The 20,860-nt window shown below is 73.4% G+C and carries 20 protein-coding genes; 12 read left to right on the top strand and 8 right to left on the bottom strand.

Annotation, left to right across the window (positions count from 1 at the left end):
- The first annotated feature begins 70 nt into the window (after nt 1-70).
- The 4 genes from I4Q55_RS14880 to I4Q55_RS14895 all read left to right on the top strand — a co-directional run bounded on the left by I4Q55_RS14880 (nt 71) and on the right by I4Q55_RS14895 (nt 6,342).
- Nucleotides 71-2,866, top strand: a complete 2,796-nt coding sequence (locus tag I4Q55_RS14880) for a DEAD/DEAH box helicase (protein ID WP_242545991.1) — start codon at nt 71-73, stop codon at nt 2,864-2,866.
- Nucleotides 2,867-3,026: 160 nt separating this feature from the next.
- Nucleotides 3,027-3,806 (top strand): DUF4333 domain-containing protein, encoded by a 780-nt coding sequence (locus I4Q55_RS14885; protein ID WP_206788322.1) that lies wholly within the window; start codon nt 3,027-3,029, stop codon nt 3,804-3,806.
- A gap of 64 nt (nt 3,807-3,870) precedes the next feature.
- The gene (locus tag I4Q55_RS14890; RefSeq protein ID WP_206788323.1) at nt 3,871-5,073 is read left to right on the top strand and encodes a GNAT family N-acetyltransferase; all 1,203 of its coding nucleotides are present in this window, start codon (nt 3,871-3,873) and stop codon (nt 5,071-5,073) included.
- A gap of 54 nt (nt 5,074-5,127) precedes the next feature.
- Nucleotides 5,128-6,342, top strand: a complete 1,215-nt coding sequence (locus I4Q55_RS14895) for a GNAT family N-acetyltransferase (protein ID WP_206788325.1) — start codon at nt 5,128-5,130, stop codon at nt 6,340-6,342.
- Here I4Q55_RS14895 and I4Q55_RS14900 read toward each other — a convergent pair.
- The gene (locus I4Q55_RS14900; protein ID WP_206788326.1) at nt 6,339-7,283 is read right to left on the bottom strand and encodes a 5'-3' exonuclease; all 945 of its coding nucleotides are present in this window, start codon (nt 7,281-7,283) and stop codon (nt 6,339-6,341) included. The two genes, I4Q55_RS14895 and I4Q55_RS14900, sit on opposite strands and share 4 nt — an antisense overlap.
- A gap of 224 nt (nt 7,284-7,507) precedes the next feature.
- Here I4Q55_RS14900 and I4Q55_RS14905 point away from each other — a divergent pair, with 224 nt between their 5' ends.
- From I4Q55_RS14905 to I4Q55_RS14920, 4 genes are read left to right on the top strand one after another with little or no spacing between them, the layout of a single operon-like run.
- Nucleotides 7,508-8,650 (top strand): Xaa-Pro peptidase family protein, encoded by a 1,143-nt coding sequence (locus tag I4Q55_RS14905; protein WP_206788327.1) that lies wholly within the window; start codon nt 7,508-7,510, stop codon nt 8,648-8,650.
- Nucleotides 8,647-9,102 carry an Lrp/AsnC family transcriptional regulator gene (locus I4Q55_RS14910; protein WP_043786019.1) on the top strand — a complete coding sequence of 152 codons (456 nt, stop codon included), beginning with the start codon at nt 8,647-8,649 and terminating at the stop codon, nt 9,100-9,102. Before I4Q55_RS14905 ends, I4Q55_RS14910 begins: the two co-directional genes overlap by 4 nt.
- Nucleotides 9,103-9,147: 45 nt before the next feature.
- Nucleotides 9,148-9,372 carry a hypothetical protein gene (locus I4Q55_RS14915; protein WP_206788328.1) on the top strand — a complete coding sequence of 75 codons (225 nt, stop codon included), beginning with the start codon at nt 9,148-9,150 and terminating at the stop codon, nt 9,370-9,372.
- Complete coding sequence (locus tag I4Q55_RS14920) at nt 9,359-9,658, top strand: hypothetical protein (RefSeq protein WP_003092405.1); 300 nt, start codon at nt 9,359-9,361, stop codon at nt 9,656-9,658. Before I4Q55_RS14915 ends, I4Q55_RS14920 begins: the two co-directional genes overlap by 14 nt.
- Here I4Q55_RS14920 and I4Q55_RS14925 read toward each other — a convergent pair.
- The gene (locus I4Q55_RS14925; RefSeq protein ID WP_206788329.1) at nt 9,555-10,778 is read right to left on the bottom strand and encodes an MFS transporter; all 1,224 of its coding nucleotides are present in this window, start codon (nt 10,776-10,778) and stop codon (nt 9,555-9,557) included. The genes I4Q55_RS14920 and I4Q55_RS14925 overlap by 104 nt on opposite strands.
- A 48-nt stretch (nt 10,779-10,826) precedes the next feature.
- On the opposite strand from I4Q55_RS14925, the gene I4Q55_RS14930 reads away from it, so the two are divergent.
- Nucleotides 10,827-11,294, top strand: a complete 468-nt coding sequence (locus I4Q55_RS14930; protein ID WP_206788330.1) for a helix-turn-helix domain-containing protein — start codon at nt 10,827-10,829, stop codon at nt 11,292-11,294.
- A 4-nt stretch (nt 11,295-11,298) separates the two neighbouring features.
- Here the strand turns inward: I4Q55_RS14930 and I4Q55_RS14935 are convergent, their stop codons facing one another.
- Together I4Q55_RS14935 and I4Q55_RS14940 are read right to left on the bottom strand one after the other, a co-directional pair.
- Nucleotides 11,299-12,378: a GDSL-type esterase/lipase family protein gene (locus I4Q55_RS14935; protein ID WP_206788331.1), complete on the bottom strand. Its 1,080-nt coding sequence runs from the start codon at nt 12,376-12,378 to the stop codon at nt 11,299-11,301.
- 43 nt (nt 12,379-12,421) lie between these two features.
- A complete protein-coding gene (locus I4Q55_RS14940) occupies nt 12,422-13,054 on the bottom strand; it encodes a TetR/AcrR family transcriptional regulator (protein ID WP_206788332.1) in 633 nt (210 codons plus the stop codon).
- Between the two features lie 61 nt (nt 13,055-13,115).
- On the opposite strand from I4Q55_RS14940, the gene I4Q55_RS14945 reads away from it, so the two are divergent.
- Complete coding sequence (locus tag I4Q55_RS14945) at nt 13,116-13,745, top strand: FMN-dependent NADH-azoreductase (protein WP_206788334.1); 630 nt, start codon at nt 13,116-13,118, stop codon at nt 13,743-13,745.
- Between the two features lie 3 nt (nt 13,746-13,748).
- On the opposite strand, the gene I4Q55_RS14950 is transcribed toward I4Q55_RS14945, so the two are convergent.
- Nucleotides 13,749-14,651: a LysR family transcriptional regulator gene (locus tag I4Q55_RS14950; RefSeq protein WP_206788336.1), complete on the bottom strand. Its 903-nt coding sequence runs from the start codon at nt 14,649-14,651 to the stop codon at nt 13,749-13,751.
- Between the two features lie 98 nt (nt 14,652-14,749).
- Here I4Q55_RS14950 and I4Q55_RS14955 point away from each other — a divergent pair, with 98 nt between their 5' ends.
- Complete coding sequence (locus I4Q55_RS14955) at nt 14,750-15,589, top strand: oxidoreductase (protein WP_206788337.1); 840 nt, start codon at nt 14,750-14,752, stop codon at nt 15,587-15,589.
- Between the two features lie 48 nt (nt 15,590-15,637).
- Nucleotides 15,638-16,810, top strand: a complete 1,173-nt coding sequence (locus I4Q55_RS14960; RefSeq protein WP_206788339.1) for an FAD-dependent monooxygenase — start codon at nt 15,638-15,640, stop codon at nt 16,808-16,810.
- Here the strand turns inward: I4Q55_RS14960 and I4Q55_RS14965 are convergent.
- The 3 genes from I4Q55_RS14965 to I4Q55_RS14975 are packed head-to-tail and all read right to left on the bottom strand — an operon-like array spanning nt 16,791 to nt 20,726.
- On the bottom strand, nt 16,791-17,459 hold the full coding sequence (locus tag I4Q55_RS14965; protein ID WP_206788340.1) for an ABC transporter ATP-binding protein: 669 nt from the start codon (nt 17,457-17,459) through the stop codon (nt 16,791-16,793). The two genes, I4Q55_RS14960 and I4Q55_RS14965, sit on opposite strands and share 20 nt — an antisense overlap.
- Nucleotides 17,456-18,148 carry an ABC transporter ATP-binding protein gene (locus I4Q55_RS14970; RefSeq protein WP_206788341.1) on the bottom strand — a complete coding sequence of 231 codons (693 nt, stop codon included), beginning with the start codon at nt 18,146-18,148 and terminating at the stop codon, nt 17,456-17,458. The genes I4Q55_RS14965 and I4Q55_RS14970 overlap by 4 nt, the downstream gene beginning before the upstream one ends.
- A complete protein-coding gene (locus I4Q55_RS14975) occupies nt 18,141-20,726 on the bottom strand; it encodes an FtsX-like permease family protein (protein WP_206788342.1) in 2,586 nt (861 codons plus the stop codon). Before I4Q55_RS14975 ends, I4Q55_RS14970 begins: the two co-directional genes overlap by 8 nt.
- Nucleotides 20,727-20,860 lie beyond the last annotated feature (134 nt).

Genomic DNA, 20,860 nt, shown 5'->3' on the forward strand with positions numbered 1-20,860 from the left:
GGCTACCGGCACGAACGAAAAACCGGCCAGGACCGGGTATCGGTCACGCGGCGTGCGGACCGCCGGGGGGATGTGGAACCCTGACGAGGTGGCCAGTAGCCCTTCTCCGTCCCCGGCCGAGGCCTATGCGGCCTCCACGCGCCGCGGGAAGTACCCCCAGCTGACGCGCTTCGCCGCGGAGGTGTCCTTCGAGTTCGACCGGTTCCAGATCCGCGGGTGCGAGGCCCTCGAGGACGGCCACGGCGTGCTGGTCTGCGCGCCCACCGGGGCGGGCAAGACGGTGGTCGGCGAGTTCGCCGTGCACCTGGCGCTGGCCGAGGGCCGCAAGTGCTTCTACACGACGCCGATCAAGGCGCTGTCGAACCAGAAGTACGCCGACCTCGTGGCCCGCTACGGCACCGACGCCGTCGGCCTGCTGACCGGCGACACCTCGATCAACGGCTCGGCGCAGGTGGTCGTGATGACCACCGAGGTACTGCGCAACATGCTCTACGCCGGCTCGTCGACGATCACCGACCTCGGGTACGTCGTGATGGACGAGGTCCACTACCTGGCCGACCGGTTCCGCGGCGCGGTCTGGGAAGAGGTCATCCTGCACCTGCCCGAACACGTCCGGGTGGTGGGGCTGTCGGCGACGGTCAGCAACGCCGAGGAGTTCGGCGAGTGGCTGGTGGAGGTCCGGGGCGACACGACGGTCGTCGTCGACGAGCACCGGCCGGTGCCGCTGTGGCAGCACATGCTGGTCGGGAACCGGCTGCTGGACCTGTTCGCGGGCGACGACGTGCACGCGCCGAACGCCGAGCTGCGGATCAACCCGACGTTGTTGCGCCGGACCGAGGAGATCGGCCGCCAGTACGCGCCGGCGGGGTTCCGCGGGCCGCGGGGCCGCCGGGGCGCGCCGCCGCGGATGCCGCGGTTCCGGCCGCCGTCGCGGGTGGACGTCGTCGAGCAGCTGGACCGGGCCGGGTTGCTGCCGGCGATCGTGTTCATCTTTTCGCGGGCGGGGTGTGACGCCGCGGTGGCGCAGTGCGTCCGGTCGGGGCTGCGGCTGAACGGGCCGGGCGAGGTCGAGGAGATCCGGAAGGTCATCGAGGAGCGCACGGCGGACCTGCCCGAGGGTGATCTCGGCGTGCTCGGTTACTGGGAGTGGCGGGAGGCGCTGGAGCGCGGGATCGCCGGGCACCACGCGGGGTTGTTGCCGGCGTTCAAGGAGACCGTGGAGGAGCTGTTCGTCCGCGGGCTGGTGAAGGTCGTGTTCGCGACGGAGACCCTCGCGCTGGGGATCAACATGCCGGCCCGCACGGTCGTGCTCGAGCGGCTGGTGAAGTACAACGGCGAGGCGCACGTCGACCTGACGCCGGGGGAGTACACCCAGCTGACGGGCCGGGCGGGGCGGCGCGGGATCGACGTCGAGGGGCACGCCGTCGTGGCGTGGCAGCCGGGGGTGGACCCGAAGCAGGTCGCCGGGCTGGCGTCGACGCGGACCTATCCGCTGCGGTCGTCGTTCCGGCCGGGCTACAACATGGCGGTCAACCTGGTGGCCCAGGTCGGTGCGGCCGAGGCGCGGGAGCTGCTGGAGCAGTCGTTCGCGCAGTTCCAGGCCGACCGGTCGGTGGTGGGGACCGCGCGGCGGATCGAGCGGAACAAGGAGGCCCTGAAGGGCTACACGGCCGCGGTGACCGGCGATTTCGACGAGATGCTGGAGTACGTCGAGCTGCGCTCGAAGATTTCGACGCGGGAGAAGGCGTTGTCGCGGCAGAACACGGTGGCGCGCCGGGCCGGGACGGCGGAGTCGCTGGAGAAGCTGCGCAAGGGTGACGTGATCGCGGTGCCGGCGGGCCGGCGGGCGGGGCTGGCCGTGGTGGTCGACCCGGGGCTGGACCCGATCCGGGAGCCGCGTCCGGTGGTGGTGACCGAGGACCGGTGGTCGGGGCCGCTGTCGGTGGCGGACTTCCCCGGTCCGGTGGAGGCGCTGGGGCGGATCAAGCTGCCCAAGCACATCGAGCTGCGGTCGCCGCGGACGCGGCGGGACATCGCCTCGACGTTGCGGAACGCCGGGATTTCGTTGCCGGGCCGGCAGAAGCGGCGGTCGGGGGCGAACGAGGACGGTGAGCTGGCGGCGTTGCGGCGGGCGCTGCGGGCGCACCCGTGCCACGGGCTGGCCGAGCGTGAGGCGAACCTGCGGTGGGTCGAGCGCTACCAGCGACTGGCCGCGGAGACGCAGCAGCTGGAGCGGAAGGTCGCGGCGACGACGCACTCGCTGGCGCGGGCGTTCGACCGGATCCTGGCCTTGCTGGGTGAGCGCGGTTATCTGGGGCCGGAGTCGGCGGGGGACGGGGAGGACCGCGTCACCGAGCACGGCCGGCGGCTGACCCGGCTCTACAGCGAGTCGGATCTGCTGGCCGCGGAGTGCATCCGGCACGGCGTGTGGCGCCAGCTCAACCCGGCCGAGCTGGCGGCGGTCGTGTCGACGCTGGTGTTCGAGGCGCGCCGGGACACCGCCGGTGAGCCGCGGTTGCCGGGTGGTGCGGTGCCGGAGGCGTGGCAGGAGACGGCGCGGTTGTGGGTGGAGCTGGCCGACGACGAGCGGCGGCACCGGCTGGACCGGACGCGGGAGCCGGACGCCGGGTTCGCGTGGCCGGTTTATCGCTGGGCGCGGGGTGAATCCCTGGAGAAGGTGCTGACCGCGGCGGAGGCCAACGGGCAGGAGCTGTCGGCGGGTGACTTCGTGCGCTGGTCGCGGCAGGTGATCGACCTGCTCGACCAGATCCGGGACGTGCTGGGCAAGGCGGATCCGGTGGGTGCGGCGGCGGCCGACGCGGTGAAGGCGCTGCGTCGCGGGGTCGTGGCCGCGGGCGCGGCGTGAACTTGGTGTTAGCGCAGCTCGGCGGCCGGGTGACCGGTGCGCGTGGACACGTGTGCTCGGGTCCGACCTGTGGTTGGATCGCGGGCGACACCGTGTGTGCGCGGCTTGGGCGGTGTTTCGGGGTGGACAGCGAGATGAGTGAAGCAGGCGGAGGCAGACGATGAGCACGCCGTATGGCGGCAACGACCCACAGCAGCCCCAGTACGGGCAGCAGCCGGGCGGCGCGTACCCGCCGAGCGGCTCGCAGGAGCAGCCGCAGTGGGGGCAGCCGCAGCAGCCTTCTTACGACCCGAACCAGCAACAGCAGTGGGGCCAGCCGCAGCAACCCCAGCAACCACAGCAACCACAGCAGTGGGGGCAGCAGCCGGGCGGGTACGCCCCGCCGCAGCAGCCGCAGTGGGGCCAGCAGCCACCGCCGTACGGGCAGCAGCCCGGCGGTGGGTATCCGCAGAGCGGGCCGCAGGCGCAGCCGCAGTACGGGCAGCAGCCCGGTGGGGCGTACCCGCAGAGCGGGCCGCAGGCGCAGCCGCAGTACGGGCAGCAGCCGCCGGGCGGCCAGTACGACTACGGCCGGCAGTTCCCCGGCGCGGGCGCGCCGGAGGGGGAGCAGCCGGCGAAGTCGAAGAAGGGCCTGCTGATCGGGGTCGCCGCGGTGGTCGCGGCGGTGGCCGTGTTCCTCGTTCTCGGGTTCGTCGCGCCGGGGTTCCTGAAGACGCAGGTCTTCAACAACACCCAGATGCAGACCGACGTGCAGAAGCTGCTGACCGAGACCTACAAGATCGACGGCGTCACCGGCGTCACCTGTCCCGCCGAGCAGAAGGTGGAGGACGGGGCGAAGTTCGAGTGCACCGCCACGATCGCGGGCAAGCCGCAGCAGGTGCCGATCACGGTGAAGGGCGACGGCGGCAACTACGAGGTTTCCCCGCCGGTCGCGAAGTAGTGCTTGCGGAGCCCGGCCACTTATCCGGTGGCCGGGCTCCGGCGTTTCCGGAGATGATCCGGGCATGAGCGACTTCGAGATCCGGACGCTGGCGACCGCGGAGCACCGGGCCGCGAGCAACCTGTTCCGGGAAACCGTGCACATGCCGCCGTCCGACGACGCCGAATGGGTGTACGCGGCGCGGTACTACCAGCCCGGCGGCGCGCTGGGGGCGTTCGACCCGGAGCTCGTCGGGACCGCGCGGTCGTTCGACGCGGAGCTGACGGTGCCCGGTGGGGCGCGGCGGCCGACGGTGGGTGTCACCTCGGTCGGTGTCCGTGCCGACCGCACCCGCCGGGGTGTGCTGCGGGCGTTGATGACGGCGCAGCTGGAGGACTTCGCCGCGCGTGGGGTGGTGTTCGCGAACCTGCTCGCGTCCGAGGCGGGGATCTACGGCCGGTTCGGCTACGGCTTGGCGACGCGGTGCCGCACCTACAGCCTGGACCCGCGCCGGGCGCGGTTGCGGCCGGACGCGCCGGTGGGCGGCGAACTGGAGCTGCTGGACCTGGAGCGGGCCCTCGAGGTCTGTCCCGGGGTGTACGACGGCCTCGAGCACCGGCCGGGGATGATGTCCCGGCCCGACGTGCTGTGGCGGCTCTACGAGATGCAGCTGCGGCGGCACGCCACGCCGGCGAAGGCGGTCGTGCACCACGGCCCCGGTGGGCCGGACGGGTTCGCGATCTACCACGTCGACGGGGCGATGGCCCACCCGTGGACCACGACACTGGAGGTGTCGGACCTGTTCGCAGGCTCGGCGACGGCGTTCGCGGGGCTGTGGCGGTTCCTGCTCGGCATCGACCTGGTGGACCGGATCGCCGCCGAATCGCGGCCGCTCGACGATCCGATCGAGCTGCTGCTGGCCGACCACCGCGGCGGGAAGGTCGGCGGGATCGAGGACGAGCACTGGCTGCGGCTCGTCGACGTCGGCGCGGCCCTGTCCGCCCGCGAGTACGGGCACGCCGACCCGGTGGTCGTCGAGGTGACCGACCCGCTGCTGCCCGGCAACAGCGGCGGCTACCTCGTCACCCCGGACGGCGCCGGGCGCACGGACGGGCCGGCCGGGCTCCGCATGGACGTCACCACCCTGGCCATGGTCTACCTCGGCACCTGGCGGCCGTCGGCGCTGGCGGACGCGGGGCGGATCGAGGTCCTCGACCCGCGGGCGCCGGCGGCCGCGGACCTGCTTTTCGGCACCCGGGTGGCGGCGTGGAGCGGCAGCTACTTCTGAGCTTTGCGGAAAACCGCATTCCGGACTCGCCGGTCGCGCGGCAAGATCGGGAACATGACCGCTTTCGACGTTCGCCCGATCACCGAGGAAGAGCGGCGCAGCACGTTCGACGTGCTGCGCCGGGCGTTGCACACCCAGCGCGTCACCGACGAACGCTGGGCCCGGGTGGGGGAGTCCTGGCCCGCCGCGCACAAGTTCGGCGCGTTCGAAGGCGGGAGCCCGATCGGGATCGTCAGTGCCTACGACACCGAGATCGCCGTCCCGGGCGGGCGGACGCTGCCGGTGGCGGCGGTGGAGGGCGTCGGCGTCCGCCCCGACCGGACCCGCCGTGGGGTGCTGACCGCGATGATGGCCGCGCAGCTGGCCGGCTTCGCCGCCCGGGGGGTGCCGCTGGCCGTCCTGCACGCCAGCGAACCGACGATCTACGGGCGGTTCGGCTACGGGTCGGCCACGCTGGGCAAGACCGTGCGGGTGCAGCGGCCCGCGGCCCGGTTGCACGAGCGCGTGGCGGCCGGCGGCGACGTCCGGCTGCTCTCGCCGGAGGATGCGGTGAAGGAGATTCCCGGGCTGTACCGGCGGATCGGGCTGCACCGGCCGGGCATGATCGGGCGTCCGGAGCAGTGGTGGCCGATCTCGCACGACCGGCAGGTCGTGGACGGCGAGCACCTCGTCGCGGTCCACAGTGGACCGGACGGTGACGACGGCTTCGTCGTGTACGCCACGATCAACCGGCGGCGGTTCGAGGCGCCGGACGACGGCGCGGTGCTGGACGTGCACGACCTGCACGCGGCGAACCCGCGGGCGCGGGCCGCGCTGTGGCGGTACCTGCTGTCGGTCGACCTGGTTTCCGGCGTGCACGCCCGTTTTCGCCCGGTCGACGAGCCGCTCGCGCTGATGCTGACCGACCACCGGCACGCGGCCACCCTCGCCGTCGAGGACGACCTGTGGCTGCGGCCGGTCGACGTCGCGGCCGCGCTCGCCGGCCGCGCGTACGGCGCGGCCGGCCCGGTGGTGCTGGCGGTGACCGACCGGCAGCTGCCGGCCAACACCGGGCACTACGAGATCGGCCCGGACGGCGCCCGGCGCACCGGCGCGGCCGCGGACCTGGCCCTCGACGTCGACACCCTCGGCATGCTCTACCTGGGGCAGTGGAGCGCGACGACGCTGGCGGAGGCGGGCCGCGTCGACGTCCGCGACGCGGCGGCGCTCGGGCGGGCCGACGAGCTGTTCACCACGCGGACCGCACCGTGGTGCGGCACGCACTTCTAGGCGCCGGGCAGGGCCTTGAGGAGCCGTTCGACGGAGTTGCCGAGGTTCCACCGCTCGGCCAGCTCGGCGACCCGCGCGGGGTCGGCGGGCGTGGCGGGGACGGTGTCGGGCCGGGTCTGCTCGACGGGCGCGTCGACGGCCACGCGGACGACGGTCGGGGCGACGGCGAGGTAGTCGGCGGCCTCCTTCAGCCGCAGCCGCGTCTTGAGCGGGAGGGCGGAGTCGCCGGCTTCGCTCGCCTTGACGAGGGCTTCGAGCGAGCCGAACTGCGTGATGAGCTTCGCGGCGGTCTTCTCGCCGATGCCGGCGACGCCCGGCAGGCCGTCGGAGGGATCGCCGCGCATCATCGACATGTCCGCGTACGCGGGCCCGGCGGTCTCGAGGGGCAGGCCGTAGCGCTCGGCGATCTCGGCCGGCCCGAGGACTTCGGCCTTGGCCCAGCCCTTGCCGACGTAGATGACCGAGGTGGGCGTGGGTTCGGTGCGCACGAGCTGGAAGAGGTCCCGGTCGCCGGTGATGACCTCGACCGGATCGGTCTTCTCGCGGGTGGCGAGCGCCCCGATGACGTCATCGGCCTCGTAGCCGGCGGCTTCGGCGGTGGCGAAACCGAAGGCTTCGAGCAGGTCGAGGATGATCGGCACCTGCGGGGTGAGGGTGTCGGGGACCTCTTCGACGTCGGGGCCGCTGCCGGTTTCTTCGGCGACGCGGTGCGCCTTGTAGCTGGGCAGCAGATCGGTGCGGAACTTCGGCCGCCAGTCGGCGTCCAGGCAGCAGACGAGCCGCGCGGGCCGCCGGTCGGTGAGGATCCGCGCGATGGTGTCGGCAAACCCGCGCACGGCGTTGACCTGGGTTCCGTCGGCGGCGCGCATGGAGTCGGGCAGGGCGAAGAAGGAGCGGAAGTAGAGGCTCGCGGAGTCGAGCAGGGCAAGGGATCCGGTCACCCGCACAGCCTGCCACGCCCGAGGCCCGGGCGAGTGGTCCCCATGCGCCCCAATGTGGCCTTCGGTGCGTCCAACGCACCCAAGGCCACATTGGGGCGCAAGAGCCGGGTCGCCGGCGCGCAGGGCCTCGCTGCCCGGCCGGGCGCCGGGTTGCGTCACCCGGCTCGGCATGTCGCGGGCCCGGGCGCGGCCGCTGGGGCCGGCGCCCCACTAGGCTCGCCTTCATGTCGCGTCGTTCCCTCCACACGCCCGCTCCCGATGCTGCCGCCCTTCGGGCGCGGCTGGACCGTGCCCGCGCCGCCGCGGCTGCCGCCGGTACCGATGCCCTGCTGATCGCGCCCGGGTCCGATCTGCGGTACCTGCTCGGGCAGGCCGGGGGCTCCTTCGAGCGGCTCACCACCCTCGTCGTCCCCGCCGACGGCACCCCCGCGCTCGTCGTGCCGAAGCTGGAGGCGCCCGGGTACGCCGACGTGCCCACCGACGACCTCGGCGTCGAACTGCTCACCTGGGTCGACGGTGACGACCCCTACAAGCTCGTCGCCGACCGGCTCGGCAAGCCCGGCCGGGTCGCCGTCAGCGACTTCACGCCCGCGCTGCACGTGCTCGCGCTGCGGGCCGCCCTCGGCACCGCCGAGCAGACCCTGGCCGGGCCCGTGGTCCGCGAGCTGCGGATGCGCAAGGACGCCGCCGAGATCGCGTCGCTGCGCGAGGCCGGCGCGGCCATCGACCGGGTGCACGCCCGCGTCCACGAGTGGCTGCGGCCGGGCCGGACCGAGGCCGAGGTCGGCGCCGACATCGCCGCGGCCATCGTCGAAGAAGGCCACGTCCAGGCGGACTTCGTGATCGTCGGCTCCGGGCCGAACGGGGCCAGCCCGCACCACGACGTCTCCGGCCGTGTCATCGAAAAGGGTGACGTCGTGGTCGTCGACATCGGCGGCCCGCTGCCCGCCGGCTACAACTCCGACTCCACCCGCACCTACGCCGTCGGGACGCCGCGGGACGCCGACGTGGCCGAGACCTACGCCGTGCTGCAGCGCGCCCAGGCCGCCGCGGTGGCCGCGGTCAAGCCGGGCGTCACCGCCGAGGCCGTCGACGCCGCCGCGCGGGACGTCATCGCCGAGGCGGGCTTCGGGGAGTACTTCATCCACCGCACCGGGCACGGCATCGGCCTCGACGTGCACGAGGAGCCCTACATCATCGCCGGCAACGCGCTGCCGCTGGCGCCGGGCATGGCTTTCAGCGTCGAGCCGGGTATCTACCAGCCGGGCCGGTGGGGCGCCCGGATCGAGGACATCGTCATCGTCACCGAAGACGGCGTCGAGTCCGTCAACAACCAGCCGCACGAGCTCGTCGTGCTGGACGCATGACCACCGGCGGCCTGGAGCCGCTGGACCAGTCGATCGTCCAGGAGCTCGCGGCGGACGGGCGGCGCAGCTTCACCGACCTCGCCGAGCGGGTCGGGCTGTCGGTGTCGGCGGTGCACCAGCGGGTGCGCCGCCTCGAGCAGCGCGGGGTCATCCTCGGCTACACCGCCCGGCTCGACGGCGAGCAGATCGGCCTCCCGCTGACGGCGCTGATCTCGCTGACGCCGAACGACCCGGCGGCACCGGACGACTACCCGCAGCGGATCCAGCACATCAAGGAGATCGAGTCGTGCTACTCGGTGGCCGGCGACGAGTCCTACATCCTGCTGGTGCGCGTCCAGTCGCCGCTGGCGCTGGAGGACCTGCTGCGCCGGATCCGGGAGGCCGCCAAGGTGTCCACTCGCACGACGGTGGTGCTCTCTACGCCGTTCGAGGGACGTTCGCCCACGTTCTGACCCAGCGCTCCGCCCGGCAGCCGGGGCGCTGGTACGGTAAAAGGTATGGCAACACGTAAGGTCACGCTTTCGCTGGACAGCGGCGCGCTGGAATTCGCCGAACGAGCCGCGAAAGCCCACGGAATCTCGGTCTCGTCCTGGCTGTCGAAGGCGGCCAGGCGCGAGGCGGTACGCACGGGTTACACCCCGCAGAAGCCGGAACCGGCCGTCGCGGAGTCGGACGAGGCCGAGCGGAGCGCGGCGGAAAAGGATCTGCGTGCGCAGGGGTGAAGTCTGGACGTACCACCCCCCGACCGAACCGGCCCGGCAGCGCACGGTGGTGCTGCTGTCCTCGGACGGGGTGAACGAGTCCGAGCGCCCGTGGCTGCTCGGCACCGAACTGCTCGACCGCGACCCCATGGACATCCTCGGCGTGGCGATCGACGCCCGCTACTGGGTGTCCACGCTCAACCTCACCCGGCTGTACCGCCCGTGGTTCGACGAGCGGATCGCCGAGATCGACCAGGACGTCCAGGAGCGCATCGACATCGCGCTGCGGGCCGCGCTCGACCTGTGAGCCCGGTGGCCAAGGCGCACAGGGCGAACACCGCGCCGAGGACGCTGGAACCGGCCCAGCCCGCGACGGCGAACGCGGCCGTCGTCGTGGTGGCGCCCAGGGCCGAGCCGAGCGAGTAGAAGAGCATGTAGCCACCGATGACGCTGCTGGTCGCGTCGGGGTGCGCGGTGGTCAGCAGATGCTGGTTGCTCACGTGTACGGCCTGCGCGGCGAAGTCGAGCACGACCACGCCGGCGACGACGAGCCACAGCGACCACGACGCCTGCCCGATCGCCGCCCACGAGACGGCGAGCAGGGCGAGGGCACCGACGGTGACCGCGCGCGCGAAACCGGCGTCGGCCCAGCGGCCCGCGCGGGCGGCGCCCAGCGCGCCGACCAGGCCGGCGAGTCCGAACAGGCCGGTCTGCGCCTCGGTCAGCCGCCACGGCTCGGCGGCCAGGGGCAGCGCCAGACCGCTCCACAGCGTGCCGAACGAGGCGAACAGGAAGAACGCGACCAGCCCGCGCGAGACGAACAGCCGCTCGCGGAACAGCCCGCCCAGCGACGTCAGCACGTCCCGGTACGAGGAACGGCGGGGGTGCGGGTCGGGCGGCAGCGTCTTCAGTGCCAGCCCCGCCAGTGTCACCAGCAGCACGGCGAGCACGACGTACACGCTGCGCCAGCCCCACGCCGTGGCCAGCGCCCCGGCTGCCACCCGGGCGCCGAGGATGCCGAGCACGACCCCGGACGTCACCACGCCGAGCGTGCGGCCGCGGTCCGCGGGCGTGGCGCTCGCCGCGGCGTAGGCGACGGTCGTCTGGACGACGACCGCGAACAGACCGGCGACGGCCAGCCCGGCCAGCAGCACCCAGAGCCGGGTCGCGGCCGCGGCGACGACCGCGCCCGCCGCCGTCAGCACGAGGTGGCCCGCGATGAGCTTGCGCCGGTCCGCCAGATCGCCGAGGGGCACCAGCAGCGCCAGCCCGGCCAGGTAACCGAGCTGGCCGGCCGCGACGAGCCAGCCCAGGTCCGCCGCCGGTACGCGCAGGTCCGCGCCGATCCCGGCGAGCGCGGGCTGAGCGGCGTAAACGCTCGCGACGGCGACCGCGCACACCGCGGCCGGCAACGTGTTCCGGCCCATCGCGCCCCCATCAGTAGCGAATTGCAACTGATCTGACCGTACGGCAGAATGGTTTCAAACAGCAACTCTTCAGGAGGAGTGGTGGCCGACAGCTGGACCGACCCGGACTGTCCGGTGGCGCGCACGCTCGACCTCGTCGGCGACCGCTGGAGCCTGCTCGTCGTCCGCGACGCCATGGACGGCGCGCGGTCGTTCACCGACTTCCAGCAGCGCACCGGGATCGCCCGCAACATCCTCACCGACCGGCTCCGCCGCCTGACCGACCGCGGCGTCCTCGACCGGCGGACCGCGCCATCGGGACGGCGGCCGGTCTACGTCCTGACCCCGGCGGGACGCGACCTCTTCACGGTCATCGTCGCCCTCCGGCAGTGGGGCGAACGGCACGCCTTCGCCGCCGGCGAGGCCCACTCGGTCCTGGTCGACGACCACGGCCTGCCGCTGCCGCCGCTGCAGGTCATGGGCTCGGACGGCACCCACGCGGACGTGGGCACGACCTCGGTCCGCAAAGTGCGCTGAGCGGTCAGCGGGCGACGACCTCCGGGACCGCGTGGAGCTTGCCGTCCGCGCCGGCGATACAGGCGGCGTTGCCCTCCTTGGCCGCGACGAACTCCGTCAGGCAGTTGGCGATCGCCGCGTGGCCGGCGGCGTTGGGGTGGAACGACTCCTGCAGCGCGTGCCCGGCGCGCTCGGCGTGGCCGAGGTCGGCCAGCTGCAGTGTCAGCCGGGTGAACCATTCCGTCGCCGGGTTCGCGCCGCCGCTGCACGCCTCGTGCTTGACGCCCGCCTTGGCCAGGTCCAGGAACCGGGCGCCGGCCTGCTGGGCGGCCGCCTTGAGCCCCGAAGACAGCACGCCGATGCCGGTCTGGGCGATCCAGCGCAGGTCCTCGGTGCGGAACGGGCAGCCGTTGAGGGTGCGCAGGTCCTCGGGCAGGTCCGGGCCGATCGGTGCCGCGTAGGACTGCAGGATCAGCTGGTAGTCCGCGGGGACGTAGCCCGCCTGCGCCAACACCGCCTTCACGTCCGAGACCGCCTTCGCGACCTTCGGCACCATCGCGTCCACTTTGGACTGCCAGGTCCGCTTCAGCGCGGTGCTGCACGGCGGGCCGCCGGCGTCGAACCACGCCTTGAAGCACTCGTTGACCTGGTTGGAGAACTTCGGCTCGTCGTTCGCGCCGACCGCGATCACCACCGCCGCCACCCGGTGGTCCTTCACCAGCGTGGCCAGCTGCTGCGCCTGCGATCCCTCCGTCCACTGCTTGACGTCGCCGAGCGCGACCTGCTCGGCGGGCGCGCCGGAACAGCCGAAGTTGACGTGCGCGGTCACACCCGGGATGGCGACCTTCTCGACGAACGCGTTGGGGGAGCGGTGGCACCAGTTGCCGCCCTGGCCGTTGGTGGCGGGGGTGTACTGGCCGGCGCCTTCGCCGGAGACGGTGCTGTCGCCCATCGCGACGACGGTGAGCGGACCGGTGCCCGGCGGGCCCTGCCGCGGCTGCGGCCGCCCGGGTTTGCTTTCCGAGCCGAAGAAGACGAAGAAGCCGGCCAGCAAGGCCACGCACGCGAGGACGAGGGCTCCCCAGTACCACCGAAGACGTCGCATCGCCGTCGATTCTACGGATCGGTCCGGCGGTGGACACGGTGCGTCACCGCAGCCAGGTTCGCGCCAGCCGGACGAGCGACTGTGCCAGTGTCGCCGTGCCGAGCTCCCGGTCCCGGAGCCAGTGCCGGACCTGCTCGGCGGAGAGGGCCGCGAGCAGGACGTCCGTGGCGATCTCGGCGTCGGCCGCGCCGCCGGTGCCGAGCAGGTGCCGGCAGTGCTGCCGCCACAGCGCGTGCGCGCCCGTCCGGAACCGGGCCCCGGTCGTGGCGGTTTCCGACAGCAGCACGAGGTCCAGCTGCCGCTCCAGGAATTCCAGGTAGGCCTCGACGAACGCGCCGAGGCGGTCGGCGGGCTGGGCGCCGGGGCCCAGCGGTGGCGGGCCGGTGAGGATCCGCTCCTGGAGTTCGCGTTCGCGCTGGTCGAGCAGGGCCATCGCGAGGCCGCCCTTGTCGCCGAAGCGGCGGTAGAGCGTGCCTTTGCCGACGCCGGCGGCGCCCGCGACGTCGTCCATGGTCACCGCGTCGACCCCGCGTTCGGCGAACAGCTGCTCGGCGGCCTCCAGGACGCGGATGCGGTTGCGGGCCGCGTCCGCCCGCTCGCGGACGGGTGCGCCGAGGAGCGGCAGCTCGGCGGGCGTTGACGAAGCGGACTGCGGTCCGCTACGGTTCGAGGACATAAGCGGACTCTAGTCCGATTCTCCGTCCGGCGGAAGCCGACCCCCTTCGAGGAGCATGGTCATGCCCGATCTGCTGCACATTTCCGCGTCCCCCCGCGGCGAAGCGTCCCAGTCGCTGCGGCTGGCAGCTACTTTCCTGGACACCTACCGCAGCCTGCACCCGGACGCCGACATCGACGAATGGGACCTCTGGGACGGCTCGCTGCCCGCGTTCGGCCCGGCCGCGGCCCGCGCCAAGATGACCGTCTTCGGCGGCGGCGCCCCGCAGGGCGAGGAAGCCGAAGCGTGGGCCGCGGCGCGGGCGGCGTTCGCGAGGTTCGACGCCGCCGACCGGATCCTCTTCAGCGTGCCCATGTGGAACTCCGGCGTGCCGTACGTGCTCAAGCAGTTCGTCGACGTCGTGTCCCAGCCCGGCTGGATCTTCGGCGTCGACCCGGTCACCGGCTACCGGCACCTCCTGGAAGGCCGCGGCAAGCGCGCCGCGGTCATCTACACGAGTGCGGTGTGGGCACCCGGCCTCGGTCGTGAGTTCGGCGCGGACTTCCAGGCCCCGTTCTTCACCGGCTGGCTCAACTGGACGGGCATCGACGACGTCACCGAGATCCGGTTCCATCCCACCCTCACCGGCGACGCCGAGGAAGCCGGCCGGGTCGCGCACGAAACCGCCCGCGACACCGCGAAGACCTTCTGACGATCAGCCCGCCTGGGTCAGGTCCGTGGCCGCCGCCAGTTCGGCCGCGAGACCGGCGATCGCCGGCACCGCCGGGTTGTCGTGGCCCGGCCGCCACACCAGTTCCGTCCGGGCGACGTCGCCGTCCAGGGGCACGAACGCCACGCCGGTGCGGCGCAGGGTGTGCGACGAGCGGGTCAGCCGGGTCACCCCGATGCCGGCCGCGACCAGCCCGAGCAGGCCCTGCACGGTGGCGGCCCGCTGCACCACCCGCGGGGTGAAACCGGCCGCCGCGAAGTCGTCGTCGTAACCGCGGTGCCACGGTTCCCAGCTGTCGCGCGGGGTCAGCACCCACGGCTCGCCGGCCAGGTCGGCCAGCTTCAGCGACGCCCGTCCGGCCAGCGGGTGCTCCGCCGGCAGCACCGCGCAGACCGGCTCGGTCAGCAGCGTCCGGGACGCCAGGTCGTCGACCAGCGGCGGCCGGGTGAACGCCAGGTCGAACCGGCCCTCGCGCAGCCCGTCGACGAGCTCGGCGATCGACGCCTCCGCCGTCGTCACCGCCAGCTCGGGAAACCGCTCCCGGACCGCGCGGACCACCGGCGGCAGCAGGTAGTTCGCCGTCGTGGCCAGGAAAACCAGCCGGACCGCGCCGATCTCGCCGCGCGCCGCCCGCCCGAGCGTCGCGACGGCTTCTTCGGCGCGGGCCAGCACCGCGCGGGCCTCGGGCAGGAAGAGCCGGCCGACGGCGGTGAGCCGCGCCCCGCGCGCGTCGCGGTCGAACAGCCGGACGCCGAGTCCCCGTTCCAGCACGGTGATCTGCTGGGACAGCGACTGCTGCGCCAGGTGCAGCCCGGCGGCGGCGCGGGTGAAGCTGGTCGCCTCGGCGACGGCGACGAAGTAGCGGAGCTGCCGCAACTCGGGGGTCACAGGCTCAGACTGTAGCCGCGGCAGGACATCGGTGTTGGCGGCCCGGCCGTGACCGGCTCCACGATGGGAGGGAGGAAAGCACTGGGAGGACACGGAAAATGACGAACACCGACGGCCGCGTCTGGCTGATCACCGGCTGCTCCGCCGGCTTCGGCCGGGAGATCGCGCTGGCCGCACTCGCCGCGGGCGACCGGGTGCTGGCCACCGCCCGCCGCCCGGAAACCCTCGCCGAACTGCGGGAACGCGGCGGCGACCGGCTCCGGACCGCGGCACTGGACGTCACCGACGCCGGGCAGATCGACACGGCGGTCAAGGCGGCGCTGGAGGCGTTCGGCCGGATCGACGTCGTGGTCAACAACGCCGGCAGCGGCTCGGTCGGCGCGGTCGAAGAACTCACCATGGCCGAGCTGCGCGCGCTGATGGAGGTCATGTTCTTCGGCGCGGTCGCGGTCACCAAGGCGGTGCTGCCGCACCTGCGCGCGCAGGGCAGCGGCACGGTCGTGCAGATCAGCTCGATGGGCGGGCAGCTGTCGCCGCCCGGCTACGGCGCCTACTGCGCGCCGAAGTTCGCGCTGGAAGGCATTTCGGAGGCCCTCGCCGCGGAGGTGGCGCCGTTCGGGGTACGGGTGCTGATCGTCGAGCCGGGCGCGTTCCGCACCGAGTTCGGCGGCGGCCGCATGCACCGCTCCCGCACGATCGACGCGTACGCGGCCTCGACCGGCGGAACGCGAGCGGCGGTCGAGAGCATGGACGGCACCCAGCCCGGCGACCCGGCGAAGGCGGCCGCGGCGATCGTCCGCGCGGTGGGCAGCGAAGACGCCCCGCTGCGCCTCGCGCTGGGCGCGGACGCCGTCGAAGCGATCCGCGCTCACCACGAAGCCGTCGCGGCGGACCTGGCCGCCTGGGAGGAGGTCAGCCGGGCCACCGCGCTGGAGTAGTTGCGTCGCGGCCGCCGCTACACTCCGGACGGCGACGGGGGGACCGCGATGAGCGGGAGCAAGGTACTGGTGGCCGGGGCGAGCATCGCGGGGCCCGCGCTGGCGCATTGGCTGTGCCGGCGGGGAGCCGAGGTCACCGTCGTGGAACGGGCGCCCGGGCTGCGGCCCGGCGGGCAGGCAGTGGACGCGCGCGGGGTGGCCAAGGAGGTCATCCGGCGGATGGGGCTGGACGCGGCGGTGCGCGCGGCCCGCACCGAGACCGCCGGCGCGCACACCGTCGACGCCGACGGGACCGTGCTGGAGACCTTCCACGCCGAAGACGACGGCGGCGACGGCTACATCGCCGACATCGAGATCCTCCGCGGAGACCTGTCCCAGGTGCTCTACGAAGACACCCGCGACGGCGTCCAGTACCTGTTCGGCGACCGGATCGCCGAACTCGCCCAGGACCCCGACGGCGTCGACGTCACCTTCGCCGGCGGCGACCGGCGGCGCTTCGACCTCGTGGTCGGGGCCGACGGGCTGCACTCGGCCCTGCGCGCCATGGTCTTCGGGCCGCGCGAGCGGTTCGTCCGCCACCTCGGGCTCGTACTCGCCTTCTACAGCGTGCCCAACGAGTTCGGGATCGACCGCTGGATGCTCGACCACCAGCACGAGGGCCGCTCGGCCGGCCTGCGGCCGCTCAAGGACCCCACCCGGGCCATGGCCATGCTGTCCTTCCCGTCGGACGGCTTCGACGTCGACCACCGGGACGTCGAGGCGCAGAAGCGCTTGCTGCGCGAGCGGATGGCCGGCCTGGGCTGGCAGACGCCGCGCATCCTCGCGCACCTGGACGACACCCCGGACTTCTACCTCGACCAGGTCGCCCAGGTGGTCATGGACCGCTGGTCGACCGGCCGGGTGGGGTTGATCGGCGACGCCGCGTGCTGCTCCTCGCCGATGTCCGGTGGCGGCACCGGGCTGGCCCTCGTCGGTGCCTACCTGCTGGCCGGCGAGCTGGCCGCCGCCGGGTGGGACCCCGAAGCCGGGTTCGCCGGCTACGAGACGCGGATGCGCCCCTACGTCGAAGCCAACCAGGAGATCGGCCGGTTGCACGTCCACAGCCGCGACACCGGCGCCGAGCCCGACATGGCGGCGCTCATGCCGCTGATCGAGCGTGCGATCAACGGCGTGGACCTGCCCGATTACGCCGAGGTACCGCTCAGTCCAGCAGCGCCGTGAGCACCCCGTCGAGCAGGCGGACGCGGCGGTCGGCGATGCGGTGGACCTCCTCGTCGTGGGTCGCGACGATCACCGCCGCCCCCTCCGAAGCGCACTGGCGCAGCAGCCGCAGCACCCGGGGTGTCGAACCGGCGTCCAGGTGCGCCGTCGGCTCGTCGGTGAGCAGGACCCGCGGGCGGCCGGCCACCGCGCGGGCCAGTGCCACTCGCTGCTGCTGCCCGAACGACACCTCCAGCGGATAGCGGTCGCCCAGCTCGCCGATGCCCAGTTCGTCCAGCAGGCCGGTGACCCGCTCGGCGATCGCCGACGGCGCGGGGCGGGGGACGTCCGAACGCAGCCGCAGCGGCAGCGCCACGTTCTCGGCGATCGTCAGCTCGTTGGCCAGCCCGAGCGCCTGCGGCAGCACCGCGCACGTGTGCCACGACGGCGCGCCGCTGATCGGGACGCCGTCGAGCAGCACGGAGCCGGAGTCGGGGGAGTCGAACCCGCACAGCAGCGCCAGCAGCGCGCTCTTGCCCGACCCCGACCGGCCCGACACCGTCACCAGCTCGCCCGCGCCGACCCGCAGCTCCAGCCCGCGCAGCACCTCGATGTCGCCGCTCGGGTGGGCGAAACTGCGGCGCAGCCCGACCGCTTCCACGAGTGTCATGCCGGCAGCTCCCGTTCTTCGACGCCCTCGAGTGCGCCCTTGTGCAGCCGGGCCACCCGCGAGCCGAGGTCGATGAGGCGTTCGTCGTGCGAGGCGACCAGGACCGCGAAGTCCTGGTCCACCAGGTACCGCAGGGTGTCCAGCACCAGGTCGGCCGACGCCTCGTCCAGCTGGGACGTCGGCTCGTCGGCGAGGATCACCGTCGAGCGCGCGGCCAGCACGCACCCGAACGCCAGCCGCTGCTGCTGGCCGCCCGAAAGCGCGGCGATCTTCCAGCCGCCGGTGCCGTGCAGGCCCAGCTGCCCGAGGATGTCCTCGGCGTTGCACTCGGTACCGGCCGCCTCGGCCGCGGCGTGCAGGTTCTCGGCCACGGTCAGGTAGCCCAGCAGGTTGTCCGCCGGGTTCTGGAACACCAGCCCCAGGTGGTGGCGCCGCAGCGCCCGCCGCTCGCGGTGCTTGAGCTTGCGGACGTCGGCGCCCTGGAACGTCAGCGTGCCGCGCGCGGGCTGCTCGAACAGCCCCAGCACCCGCAGCAACGTCGACTTCCCCGAGCCGGACGGCCCGGCGAGCACGGTCATCCCGCGCGCGGGGACGTCGATGCTCACGTCGTCGACGCCGGTGACGATCCCGGCGGGCGTCGCGTAGTCGACGCCGATGCCGCGCAGGGAAAAGATGGGCTTCTCAGGCACGGATCAGCTCCGCGGTCCGGGCGGTGCGCACCGAGCGCACCGCGATCCAGCCGGCCAGCGCGACCACCGCCACGCCGATCACGACGACGGTCAGCACGAACGGCAGCGGATCCGGCAGCTCCGACCGCGGCGCGAGGAACGTCGCCGGGTCGAACCGGGGCACCGACAGGCCCGCCACCGAAACACCGCACACGACCCCGACGACGATCGCCAGCCCGCTCAGCGCGCCCAGCTCCATCAGGTGACTCGCCAGCAGCGTCCGCGGCCGCATGCCCATCCGCAGCACCAGCGCCCCGGCCAGGGCGTTCTGCCGCCGCCGGACCTCGACCGCCACCAGCAGCGCCAGCACCGCCACCACGCCGAGCACCGCGCCCAGCAGCGCCACGAACGAGAACGTCCACGACACCACGAAGAACGGCAGACCGTCCAAAGCGGACTCCCGGCTGATCCGGTTCGGGATGAAGACACCCGCCGCCCGCAGCGCGGCGGTCGCGTCCGCCATCGGCGCCGTCGTCAGCACGCTCCACTTCGGAATGCCGTCCAGCTGCGCGTGGCTGAGCACCGTGCGCGAGACGACGTACCCGGGGGAGGTGCCGATCATCGGGAACACCGGCAGGTCGCCGGCGACGACCGCGTCCGGCAGGCCGTCGGGCAGCTTCGCGTCCTGCTTGGCCGAGTGCCCGATCCGGATCACCGGCGTGCCGCGCGGGTCCGGCCGCGAAATCTTCTGCAGCAGGCCGGCCAGGTCGTCGCCGGGGACGCGGTCCACCGCGGCACCGCGGGTGAACGTCGCCGGGTCGACCACCAGCACCACGCTGCCGGTCCCGGTCAGCTCGCCGACCACCGTGCTGGTCCCGGCCAGCGACGCGGGCATCGCGACCTGGCCCATGCCGATCGGGCTGTCGGTGTCGAGGCGGGCGTTGCTGCCGACGAAGATCGCCGACTTGGTGGCCAGCGCCTCCTCCTGGCCGCGGGCGATGCCGATGCCGGTGGCCAGCGTGCCGATGGCGAGGGTGCCGATGACGAGCACGCCGGTCACCGGGGCGCGGGCGCCGGCCAGCCGCCGGATCGCCAGCTGCAGCGCCGGGCGCGACCAGAACCGGGCCCGGTGCGAGGCGTGCAGCGCCAGCCACGCCAGCCGCGCGGTCAGCAGGCCCACCGTCAGCACGACGAACACCGGGTAGGTCAGCGCCAGCGGATCCACCTGCGGCAGGGGATTGCCCAGCCGCGACGTCGTGCCGTAGTGCGCCAGCTGCCGCCAGCCCAGCCACGCCATGCCCGCGGTGGCCAGCTCCCACGGGAAGTACGCCAGCAGCCGCACCCGCTTGCCGCCGCCGCGGCGCACCCGGCCCAGCTCGAACTCCCGGTGCACCCGCACCGCGACGACCAGCGCCAGCAGCACCAGCGACACGGCCAGCGTCCCGGCCGCGACCCCGGCGGCCTGCAGCTCGGCCCCCGGGTCCGGGGCGCCGGGCGGGCCGTACACGCCGAGCAGCAACCGCGCCGCGGCCGCGCCGGCCGCCCCGCCGAGCAGGATCGGCAGGCCCAGCTCCGCGACGGCGAGCCCGCCGAGCGCCGCCGGGCCGCTGCCGCGCGCGGACAGCAGCCGCAGCTGCGCGTGCCGCCGCTGGTACCACTGCAGGGCGACCGTGCCGAGGCCGGCGCAGCCGACCAGGACGCTGATCAGCGCCAGTGGCAGGATCGAGACGAACACGTTGTCCCGCGCCTGGCGGGAGATCTGCACCGAACGCTGGAACGTCGGGACGTCGGCGGCGATCAGCGAGCCCAGGCCCTGCGCGGTCAGGTCGGCGCGGACGTCGGCGACGAGGTCCTGCGAGCGTTGCAGCAGGTCCTCCGCCGCGCTCAGCGTCGTCGGCGCCGGCTCGTAGAAGGAGACGTGGAAGTACTGGATCGTCGGCAGCCCGATCGCCTTGATCGTGTCGTCGAAGGTCTTGCGGTCGGTGGCGAAGACGATCGAGTCGATCGGGTCGTCGACCAGCCGGTCGATGACCGCGCCGGACTGCTGGGAGCACCACCACCGCGGCGGCGGGTCGAGCAGGTCGCGGTAGATGCCGGTGACCGGCGGCAGCGGCACGCCCTGCAGGCTCGGCTTCGTGCCGACGCCGATGTGCTCGGCGTCGGCCACCACGTTGCCCAGCCACAGCCCCGGCGCCCGCGTGCCCTGCTGCAGCGTCAGGTTGTCCAGGCCGGCCTGGTCGCGATAGCCGAGGCGGATCTTGTAGTGCGGGTCGCCGTTGAACTCGGTGCCGCGCAGCACGGTGGTGAACTGGCCGACGACGGGCGTGCCGAACCCGTGCGCGGCCGCGTGCCGCTGGATCGCGCCGGTCACCGCCGGGATGTCCTTGACCGGCATGTTGCCCTTGCCGAACGCCGGGCCGTAGCTGTCCGGGCAGGTGATGCCCGTCTGGTACCGCACCGTCGCGCCGCCGGCCGCCGACGCCTGCAGCACCGCGGCCGTGCCGAGGAAGCACGCCAGCAGGGCGGTCACGGCCGCCACGATCAGCGTCAGCGGGCTGGAGAGGGCAGCCTTCGGGGCCGCTCGCCACGGCTTGGTCACTCTGCGTCGTCCATTCTTCCCCCATGTCACCCGCATGGCCGCACGCTACCGGCGACCCGGCTGTCTTGGAACGTTTTTGTCACGATCGTTGTCCGGGTACTCGATCTTGGCCACCGCCGGGAATGCCGCCGGGA

Source organism: Amycolatopsis sp. MtRt-6, assembly GCF_017308975.1.
GTDB lineage: Bacteria > Actinomycetota > Actinomycetes > Mycobacteriales > Pseudonocardiaceae > Amycolatopsis.